Annotated in this window: 18 protein-coding genes and 1 tRNA gene; 12 read left to right on the forward strand and 7 right to left on the reverse strand. The window is 71.6% G+C overall.

Going from position 1 to position 21,111, the window contains the following annotated elements; translation table 11 throughout:
* Nucleotides 1-22: 22 nt before the first annotated feature.
* The 3 genes from secD to WMF46_RS24425 form a co-directional block, all read right to left on the reverse strand.
* Nucleotides 23-2,176 (reverse strand): protein translocase subunit SecD, encoded by a 2,154-nt coding sequence (secD, locus tag WMF46_RS24415; RefSeq protein ID WP_437987783.1) that lies wholly within the window; start codon nt 2,174-2,176, stop codon nt 23-25.
* A gap of 55 nt (nt 2,177-2,231) precedes the next feature.
* Nucleotides 2,232-2,666 carry a preprotein translocase subunit YajC gene (gene yajC, locus WMF46_RS24420; RefSeq protein WP_437747892.1) on the reverse strand — a complete coding sequence of 145 codons (435 nt, stop codon included), beginning with the start codon at nt 2,664-2,666 and terminating at the stop codon, nt 2,232-2,234.
* Nucleotides 2,667-2,868: 202 nt separating this feature from the next.
* Nucleotides 2,869-4,011: a transketolase gene (locus WMF46_RS24425; RefSeq protein WP_437555185.1), complete on the reverse strand. Its 1,143-nt coding sequence runs from the start codon at nt 4,009-4,011 to the stop codon at nt 2,869-2,871.
* A gap of 476 nt (nt 4,012-4,487) precedes the next feature.
* Here WMF46_RS24425 and WMF46_RS24430 point away from each other — a divergent pair.
* From WMF46_RS24430 to infC, 3 genes are all read left to right on the forward strand, one after another.
* Nucleotides 4,488-4,559, forward strand: a tRNA-Val gene (locus WMF46_RS24430).
* Between the two features lie 33 nt (nt 4,560-4,592).
* On the forward strand, nt 4,593-4,928 hold the full coding sequence (locus WMF46_RS24435) for a hypothetical protein (RefSeq protein WP_437987784.1): 336 nt from the start codon (nt 4,593-4,595) through the stop codon (nt 4,926-4,928).
* A gap of 238 nt (nt 4,929-5,166) precedes the next feature.
* Entirely contained in the window at nt 5,167-5,892 is a 726-nt protein-coding gene (gene infC / locus WMF46_RS24440) for a translation initiation factor IF-3 (RefSeq protein WP_437747895.1), read from the forward strand.
* A gap of 175 nt (nt 5,893-6,067) precedes the next feature.
* Here the strand turns inward: infC and WMF46_RS24445 are convergent, their stop codons facing one another.
* Both WMF46_RS24445 and WMF46_RS24450 read right to left on the reverse strand, forming a co-directional pair.
* The gene (locus tag WMF46_RS24445) at nt 6,068-7,606 is read right to left on the reverse strand and encodes a serine/threonine protein kinase (protein ID WP_437987785.1); all 1,539 of its coding nucleotides are present in this window, start codon (nt 7,604-7,606) and stop codon (nt 6,068-6,070) included.
* Between the two features lie 194 nt (nt 7,607-7,800).
* The gene (locus WMF46_RS24450) at nt 7,801-8,496 is read right to left on the reverse strand and encodes an SMI1/KNR4 family protein (RefSeq protein WP_437987786.1); all 696 of its coding nucleotides are present in this window, start codon (nt 8,494-8,496) and stop codon (nt 7,801-7,803) included.
* A 127-nt stretch (nt 8,497-8,623) separates the two neighbouring features.
* On the opposite strand from WMF46_RS24450, the gene WMF46_RS24455 reads away from it, so the two are divergent.
* The 6 genes from WMF46_RS24455 to WMF46_RS24480 all read left to right on the forward strand — a co-directional run bounded on the left by WMF46_RS24455 (nt 8,624) and on the right by WMF46_RS24480 (nt 14,760).
* A complete protein-coding gene (locus WMF46_RS24455; protein ID WP_437987787.1) occupies nt 8,624-8,887 on the forward strand; it encodes a hypothetical protein in 264 nt (87 codons plus the stop codon).
* On the forward strand, nt 8,884-10,494 hold the full coding sequence (locus WMF46_RS24460) for a hypothetical protein (protein ID WP_437987788.1): 1,611 nt from the start codon (nt 8,884-8,886) through the stop codon (nt 10,492-10,494). Before WMF46_RS24455 ends, WMF46_RS24460 begins: the two co-directional genes overlap by 4 nt.
* A 66-nt stretch (nt 10,495-10,560) precedes the next feature.
* Complete coding sequence (locus WMF46_RS24465) at nt 10,561-12,024, forward strand: hypothetical protein (protein ID WP_437987789.1); 1,464 nt, start codon at nt 10,561-10,563, stop codon at nt 12,022-12,024.
* 22 nt (nt 12,025-12,046) lie between these two features.
* On the forward strand, nt 12,047-13,420 hold the full coding sequence (locus WMF46_RS24470) for an FAD-dependent oxidoreductase (RefSeq protein ID WP_437987790.1): 1,374 nt from the start codon (nt 12,047-12,049) through the stop codon (nt 13,418-13,420).
* 147 nt (nt 13,421-13,567) lie between these two features.
* A complete protein-coding gene (locus WMF46_RS24475) occupies nt 13,568-14,134 on the forward strand; it encodes an FMN-binding protein (RefSeq protein WP_437987791.1) in 567 nt (188 codons plus the stop codon).
* Complete coding sequence (locus WMF46_RS24480; RefSeq protein ID WP_437987792.1) at nt 14,131-14,760, forward strand: hypothetical protein; 630 nt, start codon at nt 14,131-14,133, stop codon at nt 14,758-14,760. Before WMF46_RS24475 ends, WMF46_RS24480 begins: the two co-directional genes overlap by 4 nt.
* 88 nt (nt 14,761-14,848) lie before the next feature.
* Here the strand turns inward: WMF46_RS24480 and glgB are convergent, their stop codons facing one another.
* A complete protein-coding gene (glgB, locus tag WMF46_RS24485) occupies nt 14,849-17,095 on the reverse strand; it encodes a 1,4-alpha-glucan branching protein GlgB (RefSeq protein WP_437987793.1) in 2,247 nt (748 codons plus the stop codon).
* Nucleotides 17,096-17,443: 348 nt separating this feature from the next.
* Between glgB and WMF46_RS24490 the strand changes: the two genes are divergently transcribed.
* The 3 genes from WMF46_RS24490 to WMF46_RS24500 all read left to right on the forward strand — a co-directional run bounded on the left by WMF46_RS24490 (nt 17,444) and on the right by WMF46_RS24500 (nt 19,597).
* Nucleotides 17,444-19,012: an aldehyde dehydrogenase family protein gene (locus WMF46_RS24490; RefSeq protein WP_437555209.1), complete on the forward strand. Its 1,569-nt coding sequence runs from the start codon at nt 17,444-17,446 to the stop codon at nt 19,010-19,012.
* Between the two features lie 151 nt (nt 19,013-19,163).
* Nucleotides 19,164-19,367, forward strand: coding sequence for a hypothetical protein (locus WMF46_RS24495; RefSeq protein WP_437719345.1), 204 nt, complete (start codon nt 19,164-19,166; stop codon nt 19,365-19,367).
* On the forward strand, nt 19,364-19,597 hold the full coding sequence (locus WMF46_RS24500) for a hypothetical protein (protein WP_437917315.1): 234 nt from the start codon (nt 19,364-19,366) through the stop codon (nt 19,595-19,597). The genes WMF46_RS24495 and WMF46_RS24500 overlap by 4 nt, the downstream gene beginning before the upstream one ends.
* 24 nt (nt 19,598-19,621) lie before the next feature.
* Here WMF46_RS24500 and mgtE read toward each other — a convergent pair whose 3' ends face one another.
* Complete coding sequence (mgtE, locus tag WMF46_RS24505; RefSeq protein ID WP_437987794.1) at nt 19,622-20,935, reverse strand: magnesium transporter; 1,314 nt, start codon at nt 20,933-20,935, stop codon at nt 19,622-19,624.
* Between the last annotated feature and the right edge of the window lie 176 nt (nt 20,936-21,111).

Raw genomic sequence — 21,111 nt, forward strand, 5'->3', positions numbered from 1 at the left:
AGCCGCTCGCGCGCCCTCGTTCTCAGCCGAGCGAGAGCGTCTTGATCTTTCGGCCGCGGACCGCCCAGTCGAACATCAGGCGGGTGCAGACGACCCCGGTGAACAGGCTGATCGCGATGCCGACGATCAGCGTGATCGCGAAGCCCTTGATGGGGCCGGTGCCGTACTGCGCCAGGATGAGCCCCGAGATCAGCGTGGTCACGTGGCCGTCGAGGATGGCGCTGAACGCCTTGTCGTAGCCGATGTCGACCGCGGCGCGCGGGCTCTTGCCGTTCCTCAGCTCCTCCCGGATGCGCTCGTTGATCAGCACGTTGGCGTCGACCGCGATGCCCATGGTGAGCACCAGGCCGGCGATTCCGGGCAGCGTCATCGACGCCCCGAACATCGCGAGGACGGCGACCTGCAGGATGAGGTTGAAGATGACGGCGATGTCCGCGATGAGCCCGGCGCGGCTGTAGATCACCACCATGAACACGACGACGAGCAGGCCGCTCGCGATGGCCCCCTTCATGCTCTGCTGGATCGCGTCCTTGCCCAGCGACGGGCCGATGCGCTGCTCGTTCGAGGGCGAGATCGGGGCCGGCAGCGCGCCCGATCGGAGCACCAGCTCGAGCTTGCGCGCGTCCTGGAGCTGCTGATCGGGGTTCTGCGAGCCCATCGTGATCTGCGCGCGGCCGCCGCCGATCTTCGTCTGGATGACCGGCGCGCTCTCGACCTTCTCGTCGAGGATGATGGCGAACCGCCGCTTGACGTTCCTGCCGGTGATGTCCTCGAACCGGTCGGCGCCGGTCGGGGTGAAATCCATCGACACGTACCAGCCGCCGAGGCCGCCCTCGCTCTGATCCGGGAGCGCCTGCGCGTCGCGCACCATGTCGCCCGTGATCTCGGCCTTGCTGAAGAGGAAGTACGTCCGCCAGCCGATCTCCTCGATGGCGTCCTTCTCCTCGTCGAACTCGTACAGCTTGCCGAAGCCGATCTCGTTGTCCGCCGGGACCTGGAGCGTCCCGACCCACTCGCGCAGCCGCTTCAGCGTGTCGCGCATCTCCTCGTGCTCCGCGCGCACCATCCGGGCGAAGTGGACCGGCTTCGTCTTCCCGGGGCCGACCGGCGCGTTCTCGATCGAGAACGTCAGCCCCTTCGGGAGGTCCTCCTCCTTGGCGCTCCTCGCGATCGGCTCGAAGAAGTCCTGGTCGTCGTCGACCATCTTGAACTCGAGCCGCGCGGTCTGGCTGATGATCTCGCGGATCGTGGTGAACGCGGCCTCGTCGTCGCCGGGGACCTCGATGATGACGTCCTCGTCGCGCGTGGAGACGCTCGCCTCCTTGAGGCCGAGCCCGTCGACGCGGCGGAGCACCGTCTCCTTGGCCTGCGACACCGCCCGCTCACGGATGTTGCTCGAGACCTCGTCGCGGATCCGGAACTTCGCGACGCGGCGATCCGACGAGCGCTGGAGCTGCAGCTCGTGCAGGAACTTCGCCAGGAACTCGTCGTTGATCTTCTCGGAGTCCGCCGGGTCGTTGAACGTGATCGCGATCGTGTCCGCCTGCTCGCGCGACTTCTCGATGCGGAGCTTCGTCTGGAGCTTCTGCATCTCCTCGATCGTCGGCGGCTTGTCGCCCTCGTGGAAGCCGAACGACTTCGCGAGCGCCGCGCGCAGATCGTCGTAGTACCGATCGCGCTTGTCGCTGATCGCCTCGTCGACGTCGACCGTGTAGACGAGGCGGAGGCCGCCCTTCAGATCGAGCCCGCGCACCAGGCGGAACGGGACGTTCGACGTCAGGAAGCGGCTGAACCCGAGCTCGCCGGCCCTCGCCCGCGTCTCCTGCTCCGCGACCTCCTCCGACGAGAGGCCGGTGTGGACGGGGCGGCCGTACCGCTCGTCGTGGTAGGTCGGGTAGATGGCGAGCGCCGAGCCGAGCGCCAGGAACAGGACGAAGCCCGTCTTTACCCGCCACGCGAAATCGATCCACGGCCCGACGCAGAGCAGCGCCCACGGCACCATCAGGCCGAAGGTCGCGAGGGCCCAGAACACGTGGTAGTGGGCCGCGATCGCGGCGGCGCCGGCGGAGAGCGCCGCCCAGGCGAAGACGCTGCGCTTCGCTCGGCTGAGCCACGCGCCGAGGAGGCACAGGCCGGCGACGCCGGCGAACCCGTACTGGAAGATGTTTAGGAGCATGGAGTGTGGCGCCGCGGGGGCGGTAAAAAAGCTTCCTGTTGGGCCGAGCGCCGGCCTACGACTTCTTTTCCTTCGCCGCGTCGGCGACCTTGGCGTCCGCCGCGGCGACCTCGCCCGGATCGGGGCCCTGGATCGCGCTCTTCAGGACCTGCACGTTCACGCCGGGGGCGATCTCCAGCTTGACCCTGGGGGAGTTGGGGCTGATGTCGATGATCCTGCCGAGGAGCCCGGACTGCGTGACGACCCGGTCGCCCGCCTTGAGGTTCGACTCGAGCTGCTTCTGCTTCTTGCTCTGGCTCCGCGTCATCACGAAGATGAGCAGCAGCGGCAGCGCCAGGATGAGGAACTGGAAGGCCCCTCCGCCGAACGGCGAAGAAGGCGGCGCCTCCTGTCCTCCGGACGGCGGCGATTGACCTTCGACCGGCGTCGCGGGCGCGTTGCCCGCTCGCCCGGGGGCGGCGTTCGGCTGGAACCAGTTTGAGCTTGCCAAGGTGACGCGTGTCTCCGGGCCCCGACGGGCTCGCCCGCAAATTGCGGGCCTCTCCCAACCCCCCGGGGCCCGCCTCCATACCCAGGATCCAAGGGTCGCGCAAGGAGCTAGGCGGGCAGGCTCACCCGGGCGTCCGGGGAATGCAGCCTGGCGGCCCTTTCCGCGCTTCCGTCCCCTGCCGCTCTTCCGCTGCCGCGCGGCGTCAGCCGTCGCTGCCGAACACGATGTGCCGGCGAGCGCGCTCCCCGCTCGCGATCTCCGCGAGCGAGAGGCGCACGTCGCGTTCGGTGATGGTGCCGTCGATCGTCGCGAACGTCGCGGAGAGGATCGGCGGGATGCGCCCGACGCTGGGGAAGCCCGGGGCCCAGGTGAGCGCGTCCGCGAACGCCGCCTTCACCGCGGCGGCGACGGGCCCGTACGGCGCGAGCGGCACGTCGAGCGGCTCCAGGACCACGATGGCCTTGGCCCGCGCGAGCGTCTTCACCACGTCGGCGCCGAAGAACGGGCGGAGCGCGCGCACGCCCACGAGGCCGACGCGGCGGCCCTGCGCGCGCAGGCTGCGCACGACCTCGCGGGCCGCGGGGAACGCGCAGCCCACGACCACCAAGATCTCCTCCGCGTCCGCGGTGTCGACGCGCTCGATCGCGCCGAGCGGTCTGCCGGTCAGCTCGCAGAGCTCCCGCATCGCGCTGGCGAGCGCGAACGGAACGCGCGCGCAGAAGCCCCGCTCGGCCCGCTTCCGGACGACGCCGCGGCCCTGCGGGCGAGGCCCCCCGTCGCCGTCGCTCTCGCCCGGCGCCGCGTCGGTGAAGGTCGGCGCGCTCCGCTCGGAGCCGAGGAAGCGCGCCGCGAGCTCGCGCGCCCCGCCGAGGGCCGATACGTCCGACGGCAGCGCGTCGACGAGGTGCAGGAACGGCGTCTCGCTGTCCTCGGCGGCGCGCCGCGCCACCAGCGTCATGTCGGCCGCCTCCTGGCTGCTCCAGGTCACGAGCACCCCCGCGCCGACGTCGAGCGCAGGCGCGAGCTCGTCGCGCCCGACGGCGAGCCCGCCGCGCCGCTCGATGACGTGCACGGTGACCGGCGTCCGGACCGCCGCCGCCTCGCCGAGCGCGGCGAGGGCCCCGACGAGCTCGTGGGCGCCCAGCACGACGCTCGCACGCTGCCCGGCGCGCGTGCGCGCAGCGGCGCCGCGGATGGCCTCGGTGGCGCACGCGGCGCGCTCGATCGGCAGATTGCCGGGCACGGCCGCGTGCGCGGCGAACAGCGCGCTCCCCGCGGCCACCTCGACATGTGCGATCACCGCCGCCGGATCCGGCGGCGAGCCTAGACCGTCAGGCCCTGCCATCCCATCGTTCGTCGCCCGAGCCGCACGCGAGGTCAAGCGCGAGCGCGATCGGCCTCCGCGCAGCGGCCGGCCTGGAGTAGCGCGGCGATCGCGATCGTCAGTGTTCGCCAGCGTCCGGACGTAACTCCGAGAATTCACGCTCCCACCGCGCAATGAGCGTCCGCCGCGCGCGGCTCCCGACCGGTCGCTCGCCGGCGCATCGAGCGCGCCATGGCGGCCTGCCGCGCCTGGCCTGTGGCTGCCGCCGGGCATCGTCGACGGCATCGACGGTTCGGCGAACCGGCCGCTCGACCAAGGCGGCGGGGCGAGGACGGCCGCCGCCCGAGCCTTCACCAGGAACACCAGGAAACCGGTCACCATGCACCAGGCCGCCACGACAAAAGCGACCCCATGAAACATATTGCTTGACGGACTTCCCCCCCCTTGATAGGAGGCGCTCTCCGTTTCGTCGGCCTCGGGCCGAGCGGGCGGGACATAGGCGCGTAGCTCAGTGGTAGAGCACTACCTTGACACGGTAGGGGTCGCCGGTTCGAAACCGGCCGCGCCTACAAATCAGCAGGAGACCTAGCCTGCGAGGTTTCATGGCCCTCGATCAGACAGCCCTGGCCGCCCCGGCGGCCCGCACCACGGTGCGCAAGGCTCTCGCCGACGACATCGCCAAGAACCGCCCCATCCCCGGCGCCCACGTCAACGGGCGCCTCATCGATCTTCACACCCCCTTCCACTTCGACGACTCGGCCCGGATCGGGTTGGTCCGGACGAGCGCTCCGGATGGCCCTTCGGCGAACGCCGTGGCCGCCCCGCGGTCGCGCGACCTCGACGAGGCCCTCGGGGCGATTCCGCTCGCGGAGCTCGCCGACCGGCGAGCCGCAGCGAGGAAGCTCCCCCGGTTCGCCGTGAGCGCATCGGGTTCGTGACCTGCCGCTCCGGCCGGCCTCTCTCGCCCGGCAGTCCCTTCCCCACCCCCGTCGAGCCCGGCGCGCCATGGCCCGGAGCGCCGATGCGCCGCGGCGCTCGTCCTGCTTGCTGCCGTTGCCTGCGGCGCAGAGTCAGGCGACATTGTCGTGGTGATGGACGCCACGACCGGGCTCGGTCGCGAAGCGGCGGGCCGTCGCTTTCAAGAGCACAGAACACAAGGAGGCAGCGAAATATCACATGGCGATGAGACGCTTCGACCCTCGGCAGGCCCAGCGGGGGCCGCAGATCCGCATCAACCAGCGCATCCGCGTCCCGGAGATCCGCGTCATCGGTGATGATGGCGAGATGCTCGGCATCATGCAGACCCACGAGGCGCTGCGCCGAGCACAGGAGAAGGGGCTCGACCTCGTCGAGGTCAACCCGAAGGCGGATCCCCCGGTTTGCAAGATCCTCGACTTCGGCAAGTACAAGTACGACGAGAAGAAGAAGGCCCGCGAGGCGAAGCGCAAGCAGAGTGTGGTGGAGATCAAGGAGATCAAGCTCCGTCCCAAGACGGACGACCACGATCTCGAGTTCAAGACCAGGGCTGCTCACCGGTTCCTCGGCGCAGGCCACAAGGTGAAGTTCACGGTGCGCTTCCGCGGCCGAGAGATCACCCACCCGGAGAAGGCGCAGGAGCAGCTCGACTGGATCGTCCAGCACTGCGAGGAGATCGCGAACGTCGAGGTGCGCCCCATGATGGAGCAGCGCACGATGACGCTGATGATGGCGCCCAAGCCGGCGATCCTGCAGAAGGTGGCCCAGGCCCGCGCCGCCGCGGAGAAGGCGCGTCAGAAGGCGATCCAGGAAGGGCGCGCCGCTCCTGCCCAGGACGACACGGAGGATGAGGAGATCGAGAAGCTCGAGAGGGAGCTCGAGGAGCAGGACGACGAGGAGGACGACGAGGCGGAGGGGACCGAGTAACGCATCCGGCGAGAGAGCGCGCCACGACACCGATCACGGTGCGGCGCGCCTCGCAAGGGCGGCGTGTCGACGCGTGCTGACATGCGCTGAGCGCTCGTGGCGCTGGCCGCCGCGCAGCACGCAGCGCCCATGGCTCGGCCATGGGCGCCGCAAGGAGCACGCTCCCTTCGCCGTGTCAGTGCGGGATCAGGCCGCCGAACCACGCGCCTGCGGCGAGGGCGGCGAGCGCGGCGACGAGCAGCACGGCCTTCACCGCGCCGCCCCCGGTCCTGGCTGGAGGGCCCAGATCCGGCCCCAGGTCGCGCGGCGCGGCCGGGACGAGCGGCGCGATAGGCGCCGGCGTGGGCGGCGCAGGGCGCTGCATCTCGGGCACGGGCCGCGGGGAAGCCAGGGTCGGTACGGCTCGCCTCTCGAGCGGCGGATGCGCCGGCACAGGCGGCGCGAGCAGCGGACGCGCCGGCCTGGACGAGGGGATGCCAGAGGAGGGGGCGAGCGGCAGGCCGAACCCCGTCTCCTCCAGCGCGGCGAGGTTGCCCTCCTCGACCGACACGGTGGCGAGGGACCGCCGCATGACGTCCTCGCCCGGCGCCGAGAGTTTGTCCCCCGGCGCCGAGAGCTTGATCTCGTCGGCCCACTTGCCGATGTCCTCGAAGGCCGAGATCTTGAGCGGCTCGTTCAAGCGCGTGGTGCTCGGCGCCGCCTTGTCGTCCGGCAGCGACGTGAACTCGAGCAGCGTCTCCTCGATGAGCCGGTCGATGAACGACGCCTTGTCCGACGTGGGAGCCCGCTTCCGGAGCGCCATGGCGCTGCGGACGTGCTCGGCGATGTCGTAGGCGCTGACGGGCCTGCCGAACCTGTACAGGAAGGTCGTGAGATCCCGGCCGAGCTCGCGCGCCGAGCCATAACGCTCCGCGGGATCGCGGGCCAGCGAGCGGGCGATGATGCGATCGAGCTCGGGGGGGACCGCCTTGTTGCTCTCGGAGAGCGGCGGGATCTGCGCCTGCTGCACGAGCTTGACCGTCTGGTAGTCGGTGTCGCCGAGGAAGAGCCGCTTCCCCGAGAGCATCTCCCAGAGGATCGCGCCGAGCGCGAAGATGTCGGTGCGGTGATCGACCTCCTGGCCCTGCGCGGCCTCGGGCGAGAGATAGCTGAACTTGCCCTTGATGATCCCGGCCTCGCTCTTCTCGAGCTGGCTCGTCGCCTTGGCGAGGCCGAAGTCGACGATCTTCACCTCGCCGTACTTCGTGATGAGCACGTTCGGAGGCGACATGTCCCGGTGGACGATCTGGAGCGGATGCCCGTCGGCCGACTTGAGCTCGTGGGCGTACGTGAGCCCCTCGCAGAGCTTCGCCGTGATGAACACGGCGGACTCGACCGGGAGGGTGCGGCCGGCCTTGCGCATCGACTCGAGGACGGCCTTCAGGTCGGCGCCGTCGACGTACTCCATCACGATGAAGTACGCGTTGTCGCCGACGCCGATGTCGAACACCTGCGCGACGTTGGAGTGGGAGAGGTGCGCAGACAGCCGCGCTTCGTCGAGGAACATCGCGATGAAGCGCTTCTTCTCGCTGAGGTGCGGGAGCACGCGCTTGATCGCGACCTGCTTCTTGAACCCCTCGATCCCGGCGCTCTCCGCCAGGAAGACCTCGGCCATGCCGCCCGAAGCTAGCCGCTCGATGACCCGGTAGCGCTGCTGCTGGTGGGCATCCGTCATGGTCCACCTAGTACACCACGTCCCACGCTGCGCGCGGAAACATCCGGCTCGTCTTCATCGGAGCCCGCGGGCGAGGCGCGCAAAGAGTGCGGTCTGTGACTATCGCGCGCGATCGCGCACGAGCGCGCGCCCTGTCTCCTGGACGCAGCCTTACGCGGGCATCGCAGCGGCCAGGCTCGGGAGGCGAGGCTCGCTCAGCCCGTGAGCGCGCTCCGCATGAACGGGCGAGGTGCAGGTGTGAGCGGCACCGCCACCGCGCGCACGCGGCTCCTCGACGCGATCGCGCCGCGCGCGAGCGCCGCGGGCTCGATCTGTGCGACCTGCGCGGCGGCGCGCTTCCGGCGATCGTCGAGCTCCGCGGCGAGCATGTCCTTCACCATGTCGAGGAGCTCCGGGAAGCCCGACAGGCGCAGCCCGACGTCGTTCGTCCAGAGGATGATCTCGAGCTCTCCGTCAGCCGTCCTCGCCTCGGGATCCCACGCGAAGACCGTCTCGGCCGCCGCGTCGATGCCGAACGGGACGAGCGCGCTCCGCGCACCATAGCGGCCGCGCGCGGTCGCGGGCGCGCCGTCGCGCTCGCCCGCGCCGCGCCCCTCCTCGCCCTCGCAGTGCTCGAGCACCATCCGCCCGACGTCCATGTACGAGCCGCGCGCGAGCGCGCGCACCCCGAGCAGGCTGGCGCCGGCGAACAGCTGCGGCCAGCCGTCGTGCCGCGAGAGCAGCTCCCGATAGCTCGTCGGCAGCGCCATTCCGAGGCGCCGCTCGACGCCGGCGATCGCCTCCTCGGGAGCCCCGGCCGGCGGCGCGATCGGCATTCCCTGCCGCGGATCCATCCGCGCGAGCTCCAGCTTGAGCGCGCGGATGCGGTGCATCGACTCGAGCCACTCCATGCGCGCGACCCTACGCGCGCGGCGCCGGAAGGAGCAAAAAACGAGCGACGCTCCGCCCCGCCGCGCAGGCGCAACCCGGCGGACACACGCGCTTGACAGTCATTTGGGTCAGCGGCACGGTGCTTGCGTGACTGGCTTGGGCTCCTGGGCATCGCTTCGCTCCGCGTTCGTCGTGGCGGGCGCCACGTTCGTCGTCGCGTCGCTCGCGACCGCGTGCCTCGACTACGCGGGCGAGGAGCTGTTCGACCAGTGCGACACGCCGGCGGCGCCGCTCCCCGGCTCGGGGTCGGGCTCGGGCGCCACCACGAGCGCCGGGGCGGCCAGCGTGGATCAGCCGGACTGCGGCGCGCCGACGCACGCGCCCGGCTCGGGATCCGGCTCGGGTTCGTGAGGGAAGAGCGGCGCGATCTCCTCGCGCTCGCCGCGCTCACCGCCGCCGCGCTCGCCTCGCGCCTGCTCTTCCGCATCGATCACGACGAGGACATCGACGCGCTCCGGTTCGCGCTCGGCGTGGAGCGGTTCGACGTGGCCGCGCTCCGCCCGCACGCGCCGTACTACCCCGTGTTCGTCGCGGCGGCGAAGGGGCTCGCGCTGCTCGGCGCGACGCCGCGCGCGGCGCTCGCCCTCGTCAGCGCCGCGTCGGGCGCTGCCGCCGTCGCCTTCACCGCCCTGCTCGCGCGCGACGTCGCCGGGCGGCGCGCCGCGGTGTTCGCCGGGGTCCTCGCGCTCGCCTCACCGTTCCTGTGGCTGTCGTCCGAGAAGCTCCTCAGCGACATGGCCGGCACCGCGGCGGTGACCGCGGCGCTCTGGCTGTGCGCCCGCGCGCGGCGCCTCCGGGGCGCGCGGGCGGGCGCTCCGGCCGCGCCGCTGGATACCGCCGCCGCGGCGGCGCGCGCGCGCACCTGGGCGCTCGTGCTGCTCGGCGTCGGGCTCGGCGTGCGGCTCTCGTACTTCCCGTTCGCGCTCGCCTGCCTCGCGGTCATCGCCCGCGACGAGGGCGGCCGCCTCGCGTGGCTCGCGCGCGGCCGCGACCTCGCGGCCGGCGCGCTCGCGTGGCTCGTGCCGCTCGTGCTGATCGCGACGCCGCGCGACCTCGTCGCGACGACGTGGGCCCAGGGGCTCGGGCACTTCACTCGCTGGGGAGGGACGGCGATCACCGTGTCGTCGCCGCTCGATCGCCTCCGCGGCGTGATCTGGGGGATCTGGGCCAACGGGCTCGGCGGAGCGTGGCCCGACGCGCCGGCGGCGCGCTGGCTCGGCGCGCCGCTCCTGATCGCGCTCCTCGCCGCGGGCGCGCTCCGGGTCGCGTCGCGAGAGCGGGCCGCGCGCGCGCTGCGCGAGCAACCCGAGCTCTGGGTCTCCGCGTTCGCTTACTTCCTCTGGGCGCTCCTCGGGCAAAACATCGCCTTCAAGCCGCGGCACTGGCTCCCTCTCGTCCCGCTCCTCCTCGTCGCCATGGCCGCCGGCGCAGCGGCCCTGACGGCGGCGCGCCCCGCGGCGGAGGGCGCTCCGCGCCACCGCGCGCTCCGCGCCACCGCGCCCTTCGCCCTCGTCGCGGCCCTCGCGGCGCAATGGCTCGCCGACGCGATCTCGCTCGCTCGCCAGCACGAGGCGCCCTCGCCGGCGGCCGCGATCGTGCGCTTCCTCCGCGACGCCGGCGCGCCGCCGCGCCCGGTGCTCACGCGCGACCTCGACCGGATGATCCAGGAGGGCGCGCCGGGCCGGCTGCCCGTGCGCGTCCGCGACGACACCGCGCTCGTCCGCGGCGTCGAGCAGGCCGGGCCGGGCGGCGCGCTCATCACCAGCGAGGCGCTGTCGCGGGAGGCGCGCGACGCGCTCGCAGGCCGCGGCTACACGATCGCGATCCGCTTCGCGCGCCCGCGCTCGCGCTACGTCGACGCGCTCTGGAGCGATCTCGCGCTGCTCGAGGCGCTGCCCGCCGGACCTCCAGCAGGCGGCGCGCTCCCGCGCGCGCCGCGCAACGCGCCCCCTCGCTGAAAACGAGGTTGACCTCCGTTTTCAAGGGCGCGAAGACTCCCGCCCCCCGGGCTCCCGGTCCTCGTCATGAAAGCGATCACGTCCTTGTGGCCTCGCTCCGCGGGCGTCGTCCTCGGCGCGCTGCTGCCCTTCGCCGCCGCCGCGCAGCCTGCGCCTGCCACGCAGCCTGCGCCTGCCACGCAGCCCGCGCTTACCGCCCAGCCAGCGCCCGCCCCGCAGCCCGCGCTTACCGCCCAGCCAGCGCCCGCCCCGCAGCCCGCGCCCGCCCCGCAGCCCGCGCCGGACGGCCCGGTCCTCGACCTGCCGCCCGAGCACGCCGCGCCGCCGCCGGAGCCCCGGAAGCCCGCCGTCGGTCTCGGCGCCGGAGAGGCGCCCGAGCACGAGCTCGTCCGCGGCCTGACCGAGCAGCGGTTCCGCAGCGCCGGGGCGAGCGCCAGCAGCACCTCCGTCGGCGGCTACGGCGAGGTGCATGTCCGCGGCACGACGACCGGCCGCGAGGGCGAGCGCGCGTGGGTCGCCGACATCCCCCGGCTCGTGCTCTTCGTGGCGCACGAGTTCACGGCCGACATCCGGTCCTACGTCGAGCTCGAGGTGGAACACTCGATCTCCTGCGCGAGCTGCCCGGGCGCCGCGGAGCTGGAGCAGGCCTACATCGAGTGGAACGCGGCAGGCCGCGCTCTCGGGCTGCGCGCGGGCCTCGTGCTCGTCCCGATGGGGATCATCAACCAGTGGCACGAGCCGCCGGTGTTCCACGGCGTGGTCAGGCCCAAGGTCGAGACCCTCGTCATCCCCTCGACGTGGCGCGAGATCGGGATCGGCGCGTTCGGGCAGCCGCTCGACTGGCTGCGCTTCGAGGCCTACGCCATGACCGGCCTCGATCCGCTCGGCTTCCGCGCGGGCGGCCTCGCCGGCGGGCGGCAGAGCGGCGGGCTCGCCCGCGCCAACGCATGGGCGGCCGTCGCGCGCGTCGAGGCCGAGCCGCTGCTCGGGGTCGTCGCGGGCGCGTCGGTGTACGCGAGCGACACTGGCCCGAACGGTGAGGGCAAATTCTTCCTTCGCGATGGCACCCCGGTGGATCTGTCGGTCCCGGTCCTCGGCTGGTCGCTCGACGCGCGCTGGCGCAGGAGCGGCCTGGAGACGCGGGTCCTGTTCGCCGAGTGGCACCTCCCCGAGGCGCGCGCGCTGATGGTCTCGTTCAACGAGAGCGGCGCGCCGAACTTCATCGATCCCACGAGCCCCGTGGCCTCCCGGATCCGCGGCGGCTATGTCGAGGCCGCGTTCGACGTGCTCCGCCCGCTCGGCGTGGGCCACGAGCTCCTCCCGTTCGCGCGCGTCGAGGCGTACGACACGCAGTCCGCGGTGCCCGAGGGCTACAAGGCCAACGCCTCGTACGGCGTCCGCGAGCTCACGCTCGGCGCCTCGTACCGGCCGACCCAGGGGGTCGTCGTGAAGGCCGACTACCAGCTGCGCGACCGCACCCTCGGGTTCGACCAGACGCAGCTCAATCTCGGCCTCGGGTTCATGTACTGAGCGCGCCGGACGCGGGCACACGATGTCACTCCGCCCAGACGACGCCGGGCCCGAGCGCCTCGTGGTCGGCGCCGGCATCTCCGGCCTCTACGCCGCGCTGCTGCTCGCGCGGGCCGGCCGGCGCGTGCGCCTCCTCGAGCGCGCGGCGCGGGCCGGCGGGCTCGCGGGCGCCGAGACGTTCCGCGGCCTGCCGTGCGATCTCGGCTCGCACCGGCTCCACCCGGCCGCCCTCGATCAGCCGCTCTTCCGCGAGGTGCACGCGCGCTCCCCGTTCCTCTCGCGCCCGCGCCGCGGGGTGCTCGTGCTCGGCGAGCGCCACGTCCCCTACCCGCCGAGCGCGCCCTCGATGCTCCGCGCGCTCGGCCTGCGCGCCGGCGCCGCCATGGGCCTCGGGTTCGTCGCGCAGCGCGGCCGCCGCGCGGCCTTCGCCCGCTGGGAGCACGACCGCGCCCTCGCCGACGAGGACGTCGGCTTCGAGCGGTTCGTGCGCGACCGCGTCGGCGCGGCGGCCTACGCGTCGTTCTACCGGCCCTACGCCGAGAAGGTCTGGGGCCTCCCGCCGTCCGAGCTCTCCCAGACCGTCGCCAAGAAGCGGATCAGCACGACGAGCCCGCTCGCGCTGTTCAAGGGGCTCGCCCGCGGCCGCGGCGGCGCCTCGGCGGATCTCGCGCGGTTCATCTATCCGCCGGCGGGCATCTCGTCGCTCATCACGTACCTCGAGGCGCGCCTCGCGGAGGCCGGCGTCAAGGCCGAGTGCGGGTCCGCCCTCGGCCTGGCCGGGGCGGGCGCGCGCGCCGGCGCGGCGCCGATCCTGTTCGCCGGCGACCTCGCGGATCTCGTGCCCGACGCGCCGCTCGATCACCGCGGGCTCTACCTGGTCTACCTGGCGTACCCGCGCGCGCGGCTCGGCGCCCCGGAGACGTACTACTGCCCCGACCCGCGCTTCTGGTTCGGCCGCGTCTCCGAGCTGCAGAACTACGCGCCCGATCTCCGCCGCCCGGGCGAGACGGTGCTGTGCGTCGAGATCCCCGAGGGGGCCTGGGGGAGCGGGCGCGATTTCGCCTCGGGCCCGCCGCTCGAGGCGCTGCTCGACCAGCTCGTGCGCGCTGGCATCGCCCCGCGCGGGGTGGCGCCGCTCGAGGCCCGGCAACGCTTCGTGCCCCGCGTGTACCCGCTCTACCGGCGCGGCTGGCTGCGGGACTGGCGGGCCGCGATGCGCCGCGCCGCCGCGCTCGGCGTGGTCCCCTTCGGGCGGCAGGCGCTCTTCCTGCACTGCAACCTCGATCACTGCGCCGCGATCGCGGCCGACGCGGTGGCGCACGTCGAGGCCGGCCGCAGCCCGGAAGCGTGGGCGCTGAACGCCGAGCGCTACCTGGACGTGCAGGTGCGCGACTGACGCAACTGACGCAACTGACGCAACTGACGCAACTGACGCAACTGACGCAACTGACGCAACTGACGCGACGGACGCCCGCGCCGCAAATCCGCGGCCCAAACGCCGTTGACTTTGACTTTCACGAATGACAGCTTCGTCGGAGCTTTGATGCGTCCTTCTCGTGACCTCCGCACCGCCCACTTCGCTGCAGCAGCGGCGCTCACGTTCATCCTGGCGGCGCTGCCCGCCCACGGCGCGACGTACTGGACGGTCCCTGCTGTCCTGAAGAGCTTCTTCGCGAGCTCGAAGAAGGTCGGTTATCGCAAGGTCGTCCTCGGCGACGCGGAGGCGCAGGAGCTCGGCAAGAAGCTGGGGGCGCCGGTCAAGCGCGAGTGGGTGGTGTACGTCGCGGAGTCCGACGGCAAGATCGACGGCTACGCGATCAAGGATGAAGAGAAGGGGATGCACGAGCCGATCGACTTCGCCGTGCAGTTCTCGACGGCCGGCGCGGTGGAGCGCATCGAGATCCTCGAGTACCGCGAGGCGTACGGCGACGAGGTCCGCGGCGATCGCTTCCGCGCCCAGTTCCGCGGCAAGACGGCGGTCGACCCGATCACCGCGGGCAAGGACATCGACATCGTGTCGGGCGCATCCATCTCGTCCCGCTCCGTGGCGCTCGGCGTCAAGCGCGACGCGCTCGTCCTCCAGCTCGCGCTGAAGCGCGGCGCTCTGTGAGGGATTTCACAGCTTCAGCCGGTCGGCTGAGGTCGCTCTCGCTCGGCGCGAAGCTCCTCTACTCGGCGTTCGCGCTGGCGTCGGTCATCGGGCTGCTCGTGTCGTGGCGCCTCTACGGCGCGATGGTCCAGGACGCGGGGGCCGCCGCGTACTACGCGGGCGCGCCGGTCGCCGCGCCGGCGCCTGCCCCGACCCAGGCGCCCGCGGCGGCCGAGGGGCCCGCGCTCGATCTGGGCCCGGAGCTCGAGCTCCCCGGAACGCCGGAGGCGCCGCGCGTCCTTGTCGAGCAGATCTCCGAGCGGAAGCTGCTCGAGGTGACGCATTTCCACCTCTTCTCGGTGCCGGTCTACGTGCTGATCCTCGCGCACCTCTGGCTGCTCGCGCGCCTGCCGTCGTGGCTCCACACCGCGGGCGTCGCGGCGGCCGTCGTCACGAGCGGGCTGCACATCGCGGCGCCATGGCTCATCCGGAGCGCGCCCGGCGCCGCGGCGCTGATGCCCATCTCCGGCGTGGCGATGCTGCTGTCGCTCGGCGCCATGGCGGTCGTCTCGACGGTGGACATGTGGCTGCCGAGGCGCTCGCGGCGAGGCGAGGCAGCGCCGGCCGACGAGGCCCAGGCCCAGTAAACCACCGCGCGCGCCCTTCGCGGCGCGCGCTCGCCCCGACGAGCGAAGGCGCCCTGGGGACCTTCTTACCAGGGCGCCGGACGAGGCCTCAGCCCGGCGCGTCCTGCTCGGGGACGAGCCAGAGCACCCCCAGCGGCGGGAGCGAGAGCACGATGGATTGCGGGAACCCGTGGCTCGGGACGTCCTCGACCTCGACGCGACCCAGGTTGCCCACACCGCTGCCGCCGTACTGGACCGCGTCGGTGTTGAGCACCTCCAGGTAGGCGCCGCGCCGCGGGACGCCGATCCGGTAGTGATGGCGCGGGACCGGCGTGAAATTGCCGATGAACACGACGTGCGTGCCCGAGGGCGACATCTGATCTCCCGCGCCGTCGCCGTAGCGGATGAACGAGATCACGGTCTGCATGTGGTCAGTGCAGTCGATCCACCGGAAGCCGTGGTGCTCGTCGTCGAGCTCGTACATCGCCGGATACTTCTTGTAGAGCGCGTTGAGCTCCGTCACGAGCCGCTTGAGCCCCGCGTGCTCGGGCACCGAGAGCAGGCCCCAGTCGAGCTCCGTCTTCTCGCTCCACTCGGCGAACTGGCCGATCTCACCGCCCATGAAGAGCAGCTTCTTGCCCGGGTGCGCCCACATGTAGCCGTAGAGCGCGCGCAGGTTCGCCAGCATCTGCCAGTAGTCGCCGGGCATCTTCGAGAGCAGCGCCCGTTTGAGGTGCACGACCTCGTCGTGGCTCAGCGGCAGGAGGAACTTCTCGGAGAAGGCGTAGATCAGCCCGAACGTGAGCTGGTGGTAGTGGAAGGCGCGGTGGATGGGCTCGTGCTTGAAGAAGTCGAGCGTGTCGTGCATCCACCCCATGTTCCACTTGAAGTCGAAGCCGAGCCCGCCGACGTACGTCGCGTGGGTCACCGACGGCCAGGCGGTGGACTCCTCCGCGCAGAGGATCGCGCCCGGACAGCGCTCGTGCACCCGGTTCGACAGCTCGCGGATGAAGTCGATGGCCTCGATGTTCTCGCGGCCGCCATACCGGTTCGGCACCCAGTCGCCGCCCTGCGCGGCGTAGTCGAGGTAGAGCATCGAGGCGACCGCGTCGACCCGCAGGCCGTCGATGTGGAACTCGTCGAGCCAGTAGAGCGCGTTGGCCACAAGGAAGTTCCGCACCTCGTGGCGGCCGTAGTTGAAGATGTACGTGTTCCACTCGCGGTGCTCGCCGAGGCGCGGGTCGAGGTGCTCGTAGAGCGCCGTGCCGTCGAACCGCCCGAGCGCCCACGCGTCCTTGGGGAAGTGCGCGGGGGTCCAGTCGAGGATCACGCCGATCCCCCGCTGGTGGCAGCGGTCGATGAAGTAGCGGAGGTCGTCGGGATCGCCGAAGCGGCTGGTCGGGGCGAAGTAGCCCGCCACCTGGTAACCCCATGATCCGTCGAAGGGGTGCTCCATGACCGGCATGAGCTCGATGTGCGTGAAGCCGAGCTCGGCCACGTAGTCGACGAGGTGGTCGGCGAGCTCGCGGTACGTCATCCAGCGCATCCCGCCCTCGTACGGCGGGCCCTCGCCCTGCACGCGCCGCCAGGAGCCGGCGTGGACCTCGTAGATCGTGAGCGGCTTCTTGCGGGAGTCGATCCTGCCGCGCTCCTGCATCCAGTCGCCGTCCTGGAACGCGTAGCGGCTCGTGTAGACCCGCGAGGCGGTGGCCGGCCGTAGCTCCATCGCCTGGGCGACGGGATCGGTCTTCACCGTGAGGTGCCCCTCCGGCGTCTTGATCTCGTACTTGTAGAGCGCGCCCTCGCCGAGGCCCGGGATGAAGAGCTCCCAGAAGCCCTCGCCCATCCGGCGCATCGCGTGGCGGCGGCCGTCCCAGTGGTTGAAGTCGCCGAGGACGCTCACCCGCCGCGCGTTCGGGGCCCAGACCGCGAACGACGTCCCGGAGACCCCGTCCACCTCGCGCACGTGCGCGCCCAGGACGCGGTAGAGCTCCCAGTGCCGCCCCTCGGCCAGGAGGTGGCGATCGATGTCCCCGAGCGTCGGCGGCATCGCGTACGGGTCGAGCTCCACCGAGGAGTTGCCGTCCGCGAAGCGCAGCTCGAGCTGGTACGGGAAGCGTCCGTCCGCGGGGTGGGACACGCCGGGGAAGCGCGCCTCGAAGAGGCCCGCGGGGTGGACGCGCTCCATCGGCTGCCTCCGGAGCCTGGGGTCGCTCGGGACCACCGCGATCTCGGTGGCGTCCGGCCGAAAGACGCGGACAACCAGGTCGTCCTCGTCTTCGTGCGCGCCGAGCACGTGGTGCGGATCCGGATGCTCGACTGCCGCGATGAGATCGAGTTCTCGTTGTTCCAACATGTCGGGGTCCGCCTATAGCGGCTCCACTCGCCGACGTCATGCCGAGAGTCCGCCCGAGACGCCGACCAGGCTCACCCGGGCACACCGGCGCGGCCTGCGGCGCCGGTCCCCCCTGGCGCAACCACGGTGTGCTCACCATTTGTCCGCAGCGCAACAGCGGATGTCGGGGGGCCGGATCGACCGCGAGCACGCCGGGAATCGTCGGGATTCATCGGGAAACAGCGCAAATGCTCATTTGCTGTACCTTCTCGGGAAGGGTAGGGTCCCGGCGTCGAGCAGCGAGCCACGGAGGCCATCCGGCAAGCAACGCGGGCTCGACAGGCGGAGGGATCGAACATGGGTCAGGTGGTGAGCGAACGCCCGATCGGGGGCAACGGCAGCGGTCCTGGCATGAACGGGCACGGAGGCGCGGCGATCCGCAGCTACGCGCCCGCGACCGGGGAGCTCCTTGGAGAGGCCCCGAACACCAGCGCCGAGGAGGTGCGTGCCGCGGTCGCCCGGGCGCGGCGCGCGCAGGAGGCGTGGGGCGCGCTGCCCGTCGAGGAGCGCTGCCAGCGCGTCCTGCGCTTCCGCGACGCCATCGTCGATCGCACGGACGAGATCGTCGATCTGCTCTCGCGCGAGTGCGGCAAGCCGCGCCACGAGGCGCTGCTGCACGAGGTCCTGGTCGCGGCCGACATGGCGACGTACTTCGCGCAGGTCGCCCCGAAGGCGCTCGAGCCGCACGAGATCAAGCTCCACCTCTTCAAGCACAGGCGCAGCTGGGTCCACTACGTCCCTCGCGGCGTGGTCGGCGTGATCTCGCCGTGGAACTTCCCGTTCCAGCTCGCGCTGCGCGACGTGCTCGCGGCGATCGTCGCCGGCAACGCCGCCGTGCTCAAGCCGAGCGAGGTGACGCCGCTCATCGCGCTCAAGCAGAAGGAGATCTGGGACGGCGCGGGCATGCCCGAGGATCTGTTCCAGGTCGTCACCGGCTACGGGCCGACCGGCGCGGCGCTCATCGACAGCGGCATCCAGATGCTCCTGTTCACCGGCAGCGTCGGCACCGGGAGGAAGGTCGCCGCCGCCTGCGGCGAGCGCCTTATCCCGTGCGTGATGGAGCTCGGCGGCAAGGCGCCGCTCATCGCCTGCGCGGACGCGGACATCGAGCGCACGGCGCAGGCGATCGTCTTCGGCGGCTTCGCGAACGCGGGGCAGGTGTGCGTCGCGGTGGAGCGGGTCTATGCGCACCGCGAGATCCACGATCGCCTGCTCGAGCGCACCGTCGAGATCACGAAGGGCCTGAACCAGGGTGATCCGGGCAAGGAGTTCGTCGACGTGGGGGCGATCATCTTCCCGCCGCAGATCGACGTCGCCGAGCGGCACATCAAGGACGCTGTCGACAAGGGGGCGACCGTGAAGGCCGGCGGCAAGCGCGCGCCGGGGCAGGGCCAGTTCTTCGAGCCGACGATCATCGCCGGCTGCGATCATGCGATGACGGTGATGACCGAGGAGATCTTCGGGCCGGTCGTGCCGTTCATGCAGGTCGCGACCGAGGAGGAGGCGATCCGCCTCTCGAACGAGTCGCACCTCGGCCTCAACGCCTATGTCTTCTCGGAGGACACCGATCACGCCCGCCGGCTCGCCGAGCGCCTGCAGGCCGGCAGCGTGCTGGTGAACGACGTGCTCATGAACGGCGCCCTCCCCGACGCGCCGTTCGGCGGCGTCAAGCAGAGCGGCTTCGGCCGGGTGATGGGCGAGGACGGGCTCCGGCAGATGTGCGACGTCAAGCACATCAACGCGGACCGCATCGCGCTGGGGTCGAAGGACCCGACCTGGTTCCCCTACACCGCGTCGTCGTACAGCTGGTTCAAGCGGGGCATGCGCGCGCTCTTCTCGAGCGGCGGCTTCCTGCGGCGCATCGGGGAGCTGTTCTAGGGCGGCGGGCTGTCGGCGGCGGCGGGAAGCCTCGAGAACGTCGGCTGACCAGACGCCGGATGGACGGCCGACGGGCGGGCACAGATCCTGCGCTTCGTGCCAGAGGCGCGCGCTCTTGCAACCCTACCCCCTTCTGATCCACGCTGAACCCATGTCTACCCGGCCCGGTTCCTTGCCGAGCGACCCCATCCTCGCGGCCATCGATCGCGCGGCGCGCGTGCAGAGGCTCACGCCGGAGCAACGCGCCGAGCTCGATCGGGACCTCGCCGACATCGCGGCGGGCCGTGCACGCCTCGTCGCTCACGAGGATCTGCCGCGGGCCCTGGAGGAGCTGGCCCGCGAGCAAGGCGGATGAGCTTCCGCGTAGTCTGGAACTTCCCTGCTCTGGTCACGTTCTACAGGCTGCCGATGCACTCGGCCTTCATGATCGACCGGGCGGTCGTTCGCTTCGCGGAGACGGGCGAAGGCGAGCTCGCGTGGGAGGCGCCCTACTACCTCCTCAGCGCGGGCTTCCACGACGTGGTGCTCACGATCGAGCGCGAGGCGAGGACGATCACCGTGCTCCGCATCTACCGCGCTCGCTGAGCGCTACAGCCCCGAGCTGCGACATCACAGCAGGCTTCCCCGGAGGAGGACCTGCGCGACGTTGAAGTAGATCACGAGCCCTGAGACGTCGACGAGGGTCGCGACGAACGGCGCGGAGGCGCTGGCCGGGTCGAATCCTAGCCGGCGGATCACGAAGGGCAGCATCGCGCCGGCGAGCGTCCCCCAGGCCACGATGCCGACCAGGCTCGTGGCGACGGTGGCGGCAACCTCGACGTAGTGCTCCCCGTATGTGTGGAAGATGGCCTGCCACACGAGGATGCGGACCATGCCGATCGTGGCGAGGATGAGGCCGAGCGAGAGGCCGGCGACGACCTCGCGACGGACGATGCGCCACCAGTCCTTGATCGTGACCTCACCGAGCGCCATCGCGCGGATGATCAGCGTCGTCGCCTGCGACCCGGAGTTGCCGCCGCTCGAGATGATGAGCGGCACGAAGAGCGCGAGCACCACGGCTCTCGCGATCTCCTCCTCGTAGTGCCCCATCGCGCTCGCCGTGAGCATCTCGCCGAGGAAGAGCGCCGAGAGCCAGCCGGCGCGCTTCTTCACCATGGCGAGCATGCCGGTCTGTATGTAGGGCGTGTCGAGCGCCTCCATGCCGCCGAGCTTCTGGATGTCCTCGGTCGCCTCCCTCTGGACGACGTCGACAATGTCGTCGACGGTCACGATGCCCTTCATCCGGCCCTCGACGTCGACGACCGGCAGCGCGTTGAGGTCGTGGCGCGCGATGACCCGCGCGACCGCCTCCTGGTCCAGCGTCTCGGGCACGGAGATGACGTCCCGCCGCATGACCTCGGACAGGGCCTTGTCACCGCGCGCGGTGAAGAGGTCCCGGAAGGACACCACGCCCTGCAGCCGCTGCTCCTGGTCGAGCACGTAGGCGTAGTAGATGGTCTCGATCTTCTCCTGGGCCTGCCGCTGTAGGTACCGGATGGCCTCACCGACCGTCATGTCGGGCCGCAGTCGGGCGAATCGTGGGCTCATGAGCCCGCCTGCCGCGTCCTCGGCGTACGCCATGAGCGCCGTGACCTCGCGCCGCGTCGGCTCGTCCAGCATCTCGAGAAACGAGGAGCGGTCATCTCGAGAAACGAGCTGGATCACGTCCGCGGCGTCGTCGGGCGCGAGGAGCCGCATCCACAGCCTCCGCTCCGCGGCCTTCATCGCGAGGAGGGCGGCCGCCTGCTCCTGCTCCGAGAGGCCGAGGAAGAAGCCGTCGGCCTCGCCCCGATCGAGGTGTTCGAAGCCCTCGGCGCGCTCCTCGGGGGACAGCACCGCCCAGATCTCGCTGAGCTCAGCGGCGGTAAGACGGTCGTCGGACATGGGTCACCTCCACGACGAGGCAGCAGGCGGGGAACGCTGGATCGAGGCTGTCCGGGCGCGCGACGTCTGGTCCCGCTGCGACGCCAGGCCTCAGCGCTCCGCGCGCATATAGACCACCCGGCCTGGCGCAACGGGAATTTCCCGGCCCGGATCAGACTGGCGCGGGCTGCGCGGGC

The sequence above is a fragment of the Sorangium sp. So ce117 genome (assembly GCF_051524395.1).
Classification (GTDB): Bacteria; Myxococcota_A; Polyangia; order Polyangiales; family Polyangiaceae; genus Sorangium; species Sorangium cellulosum_B.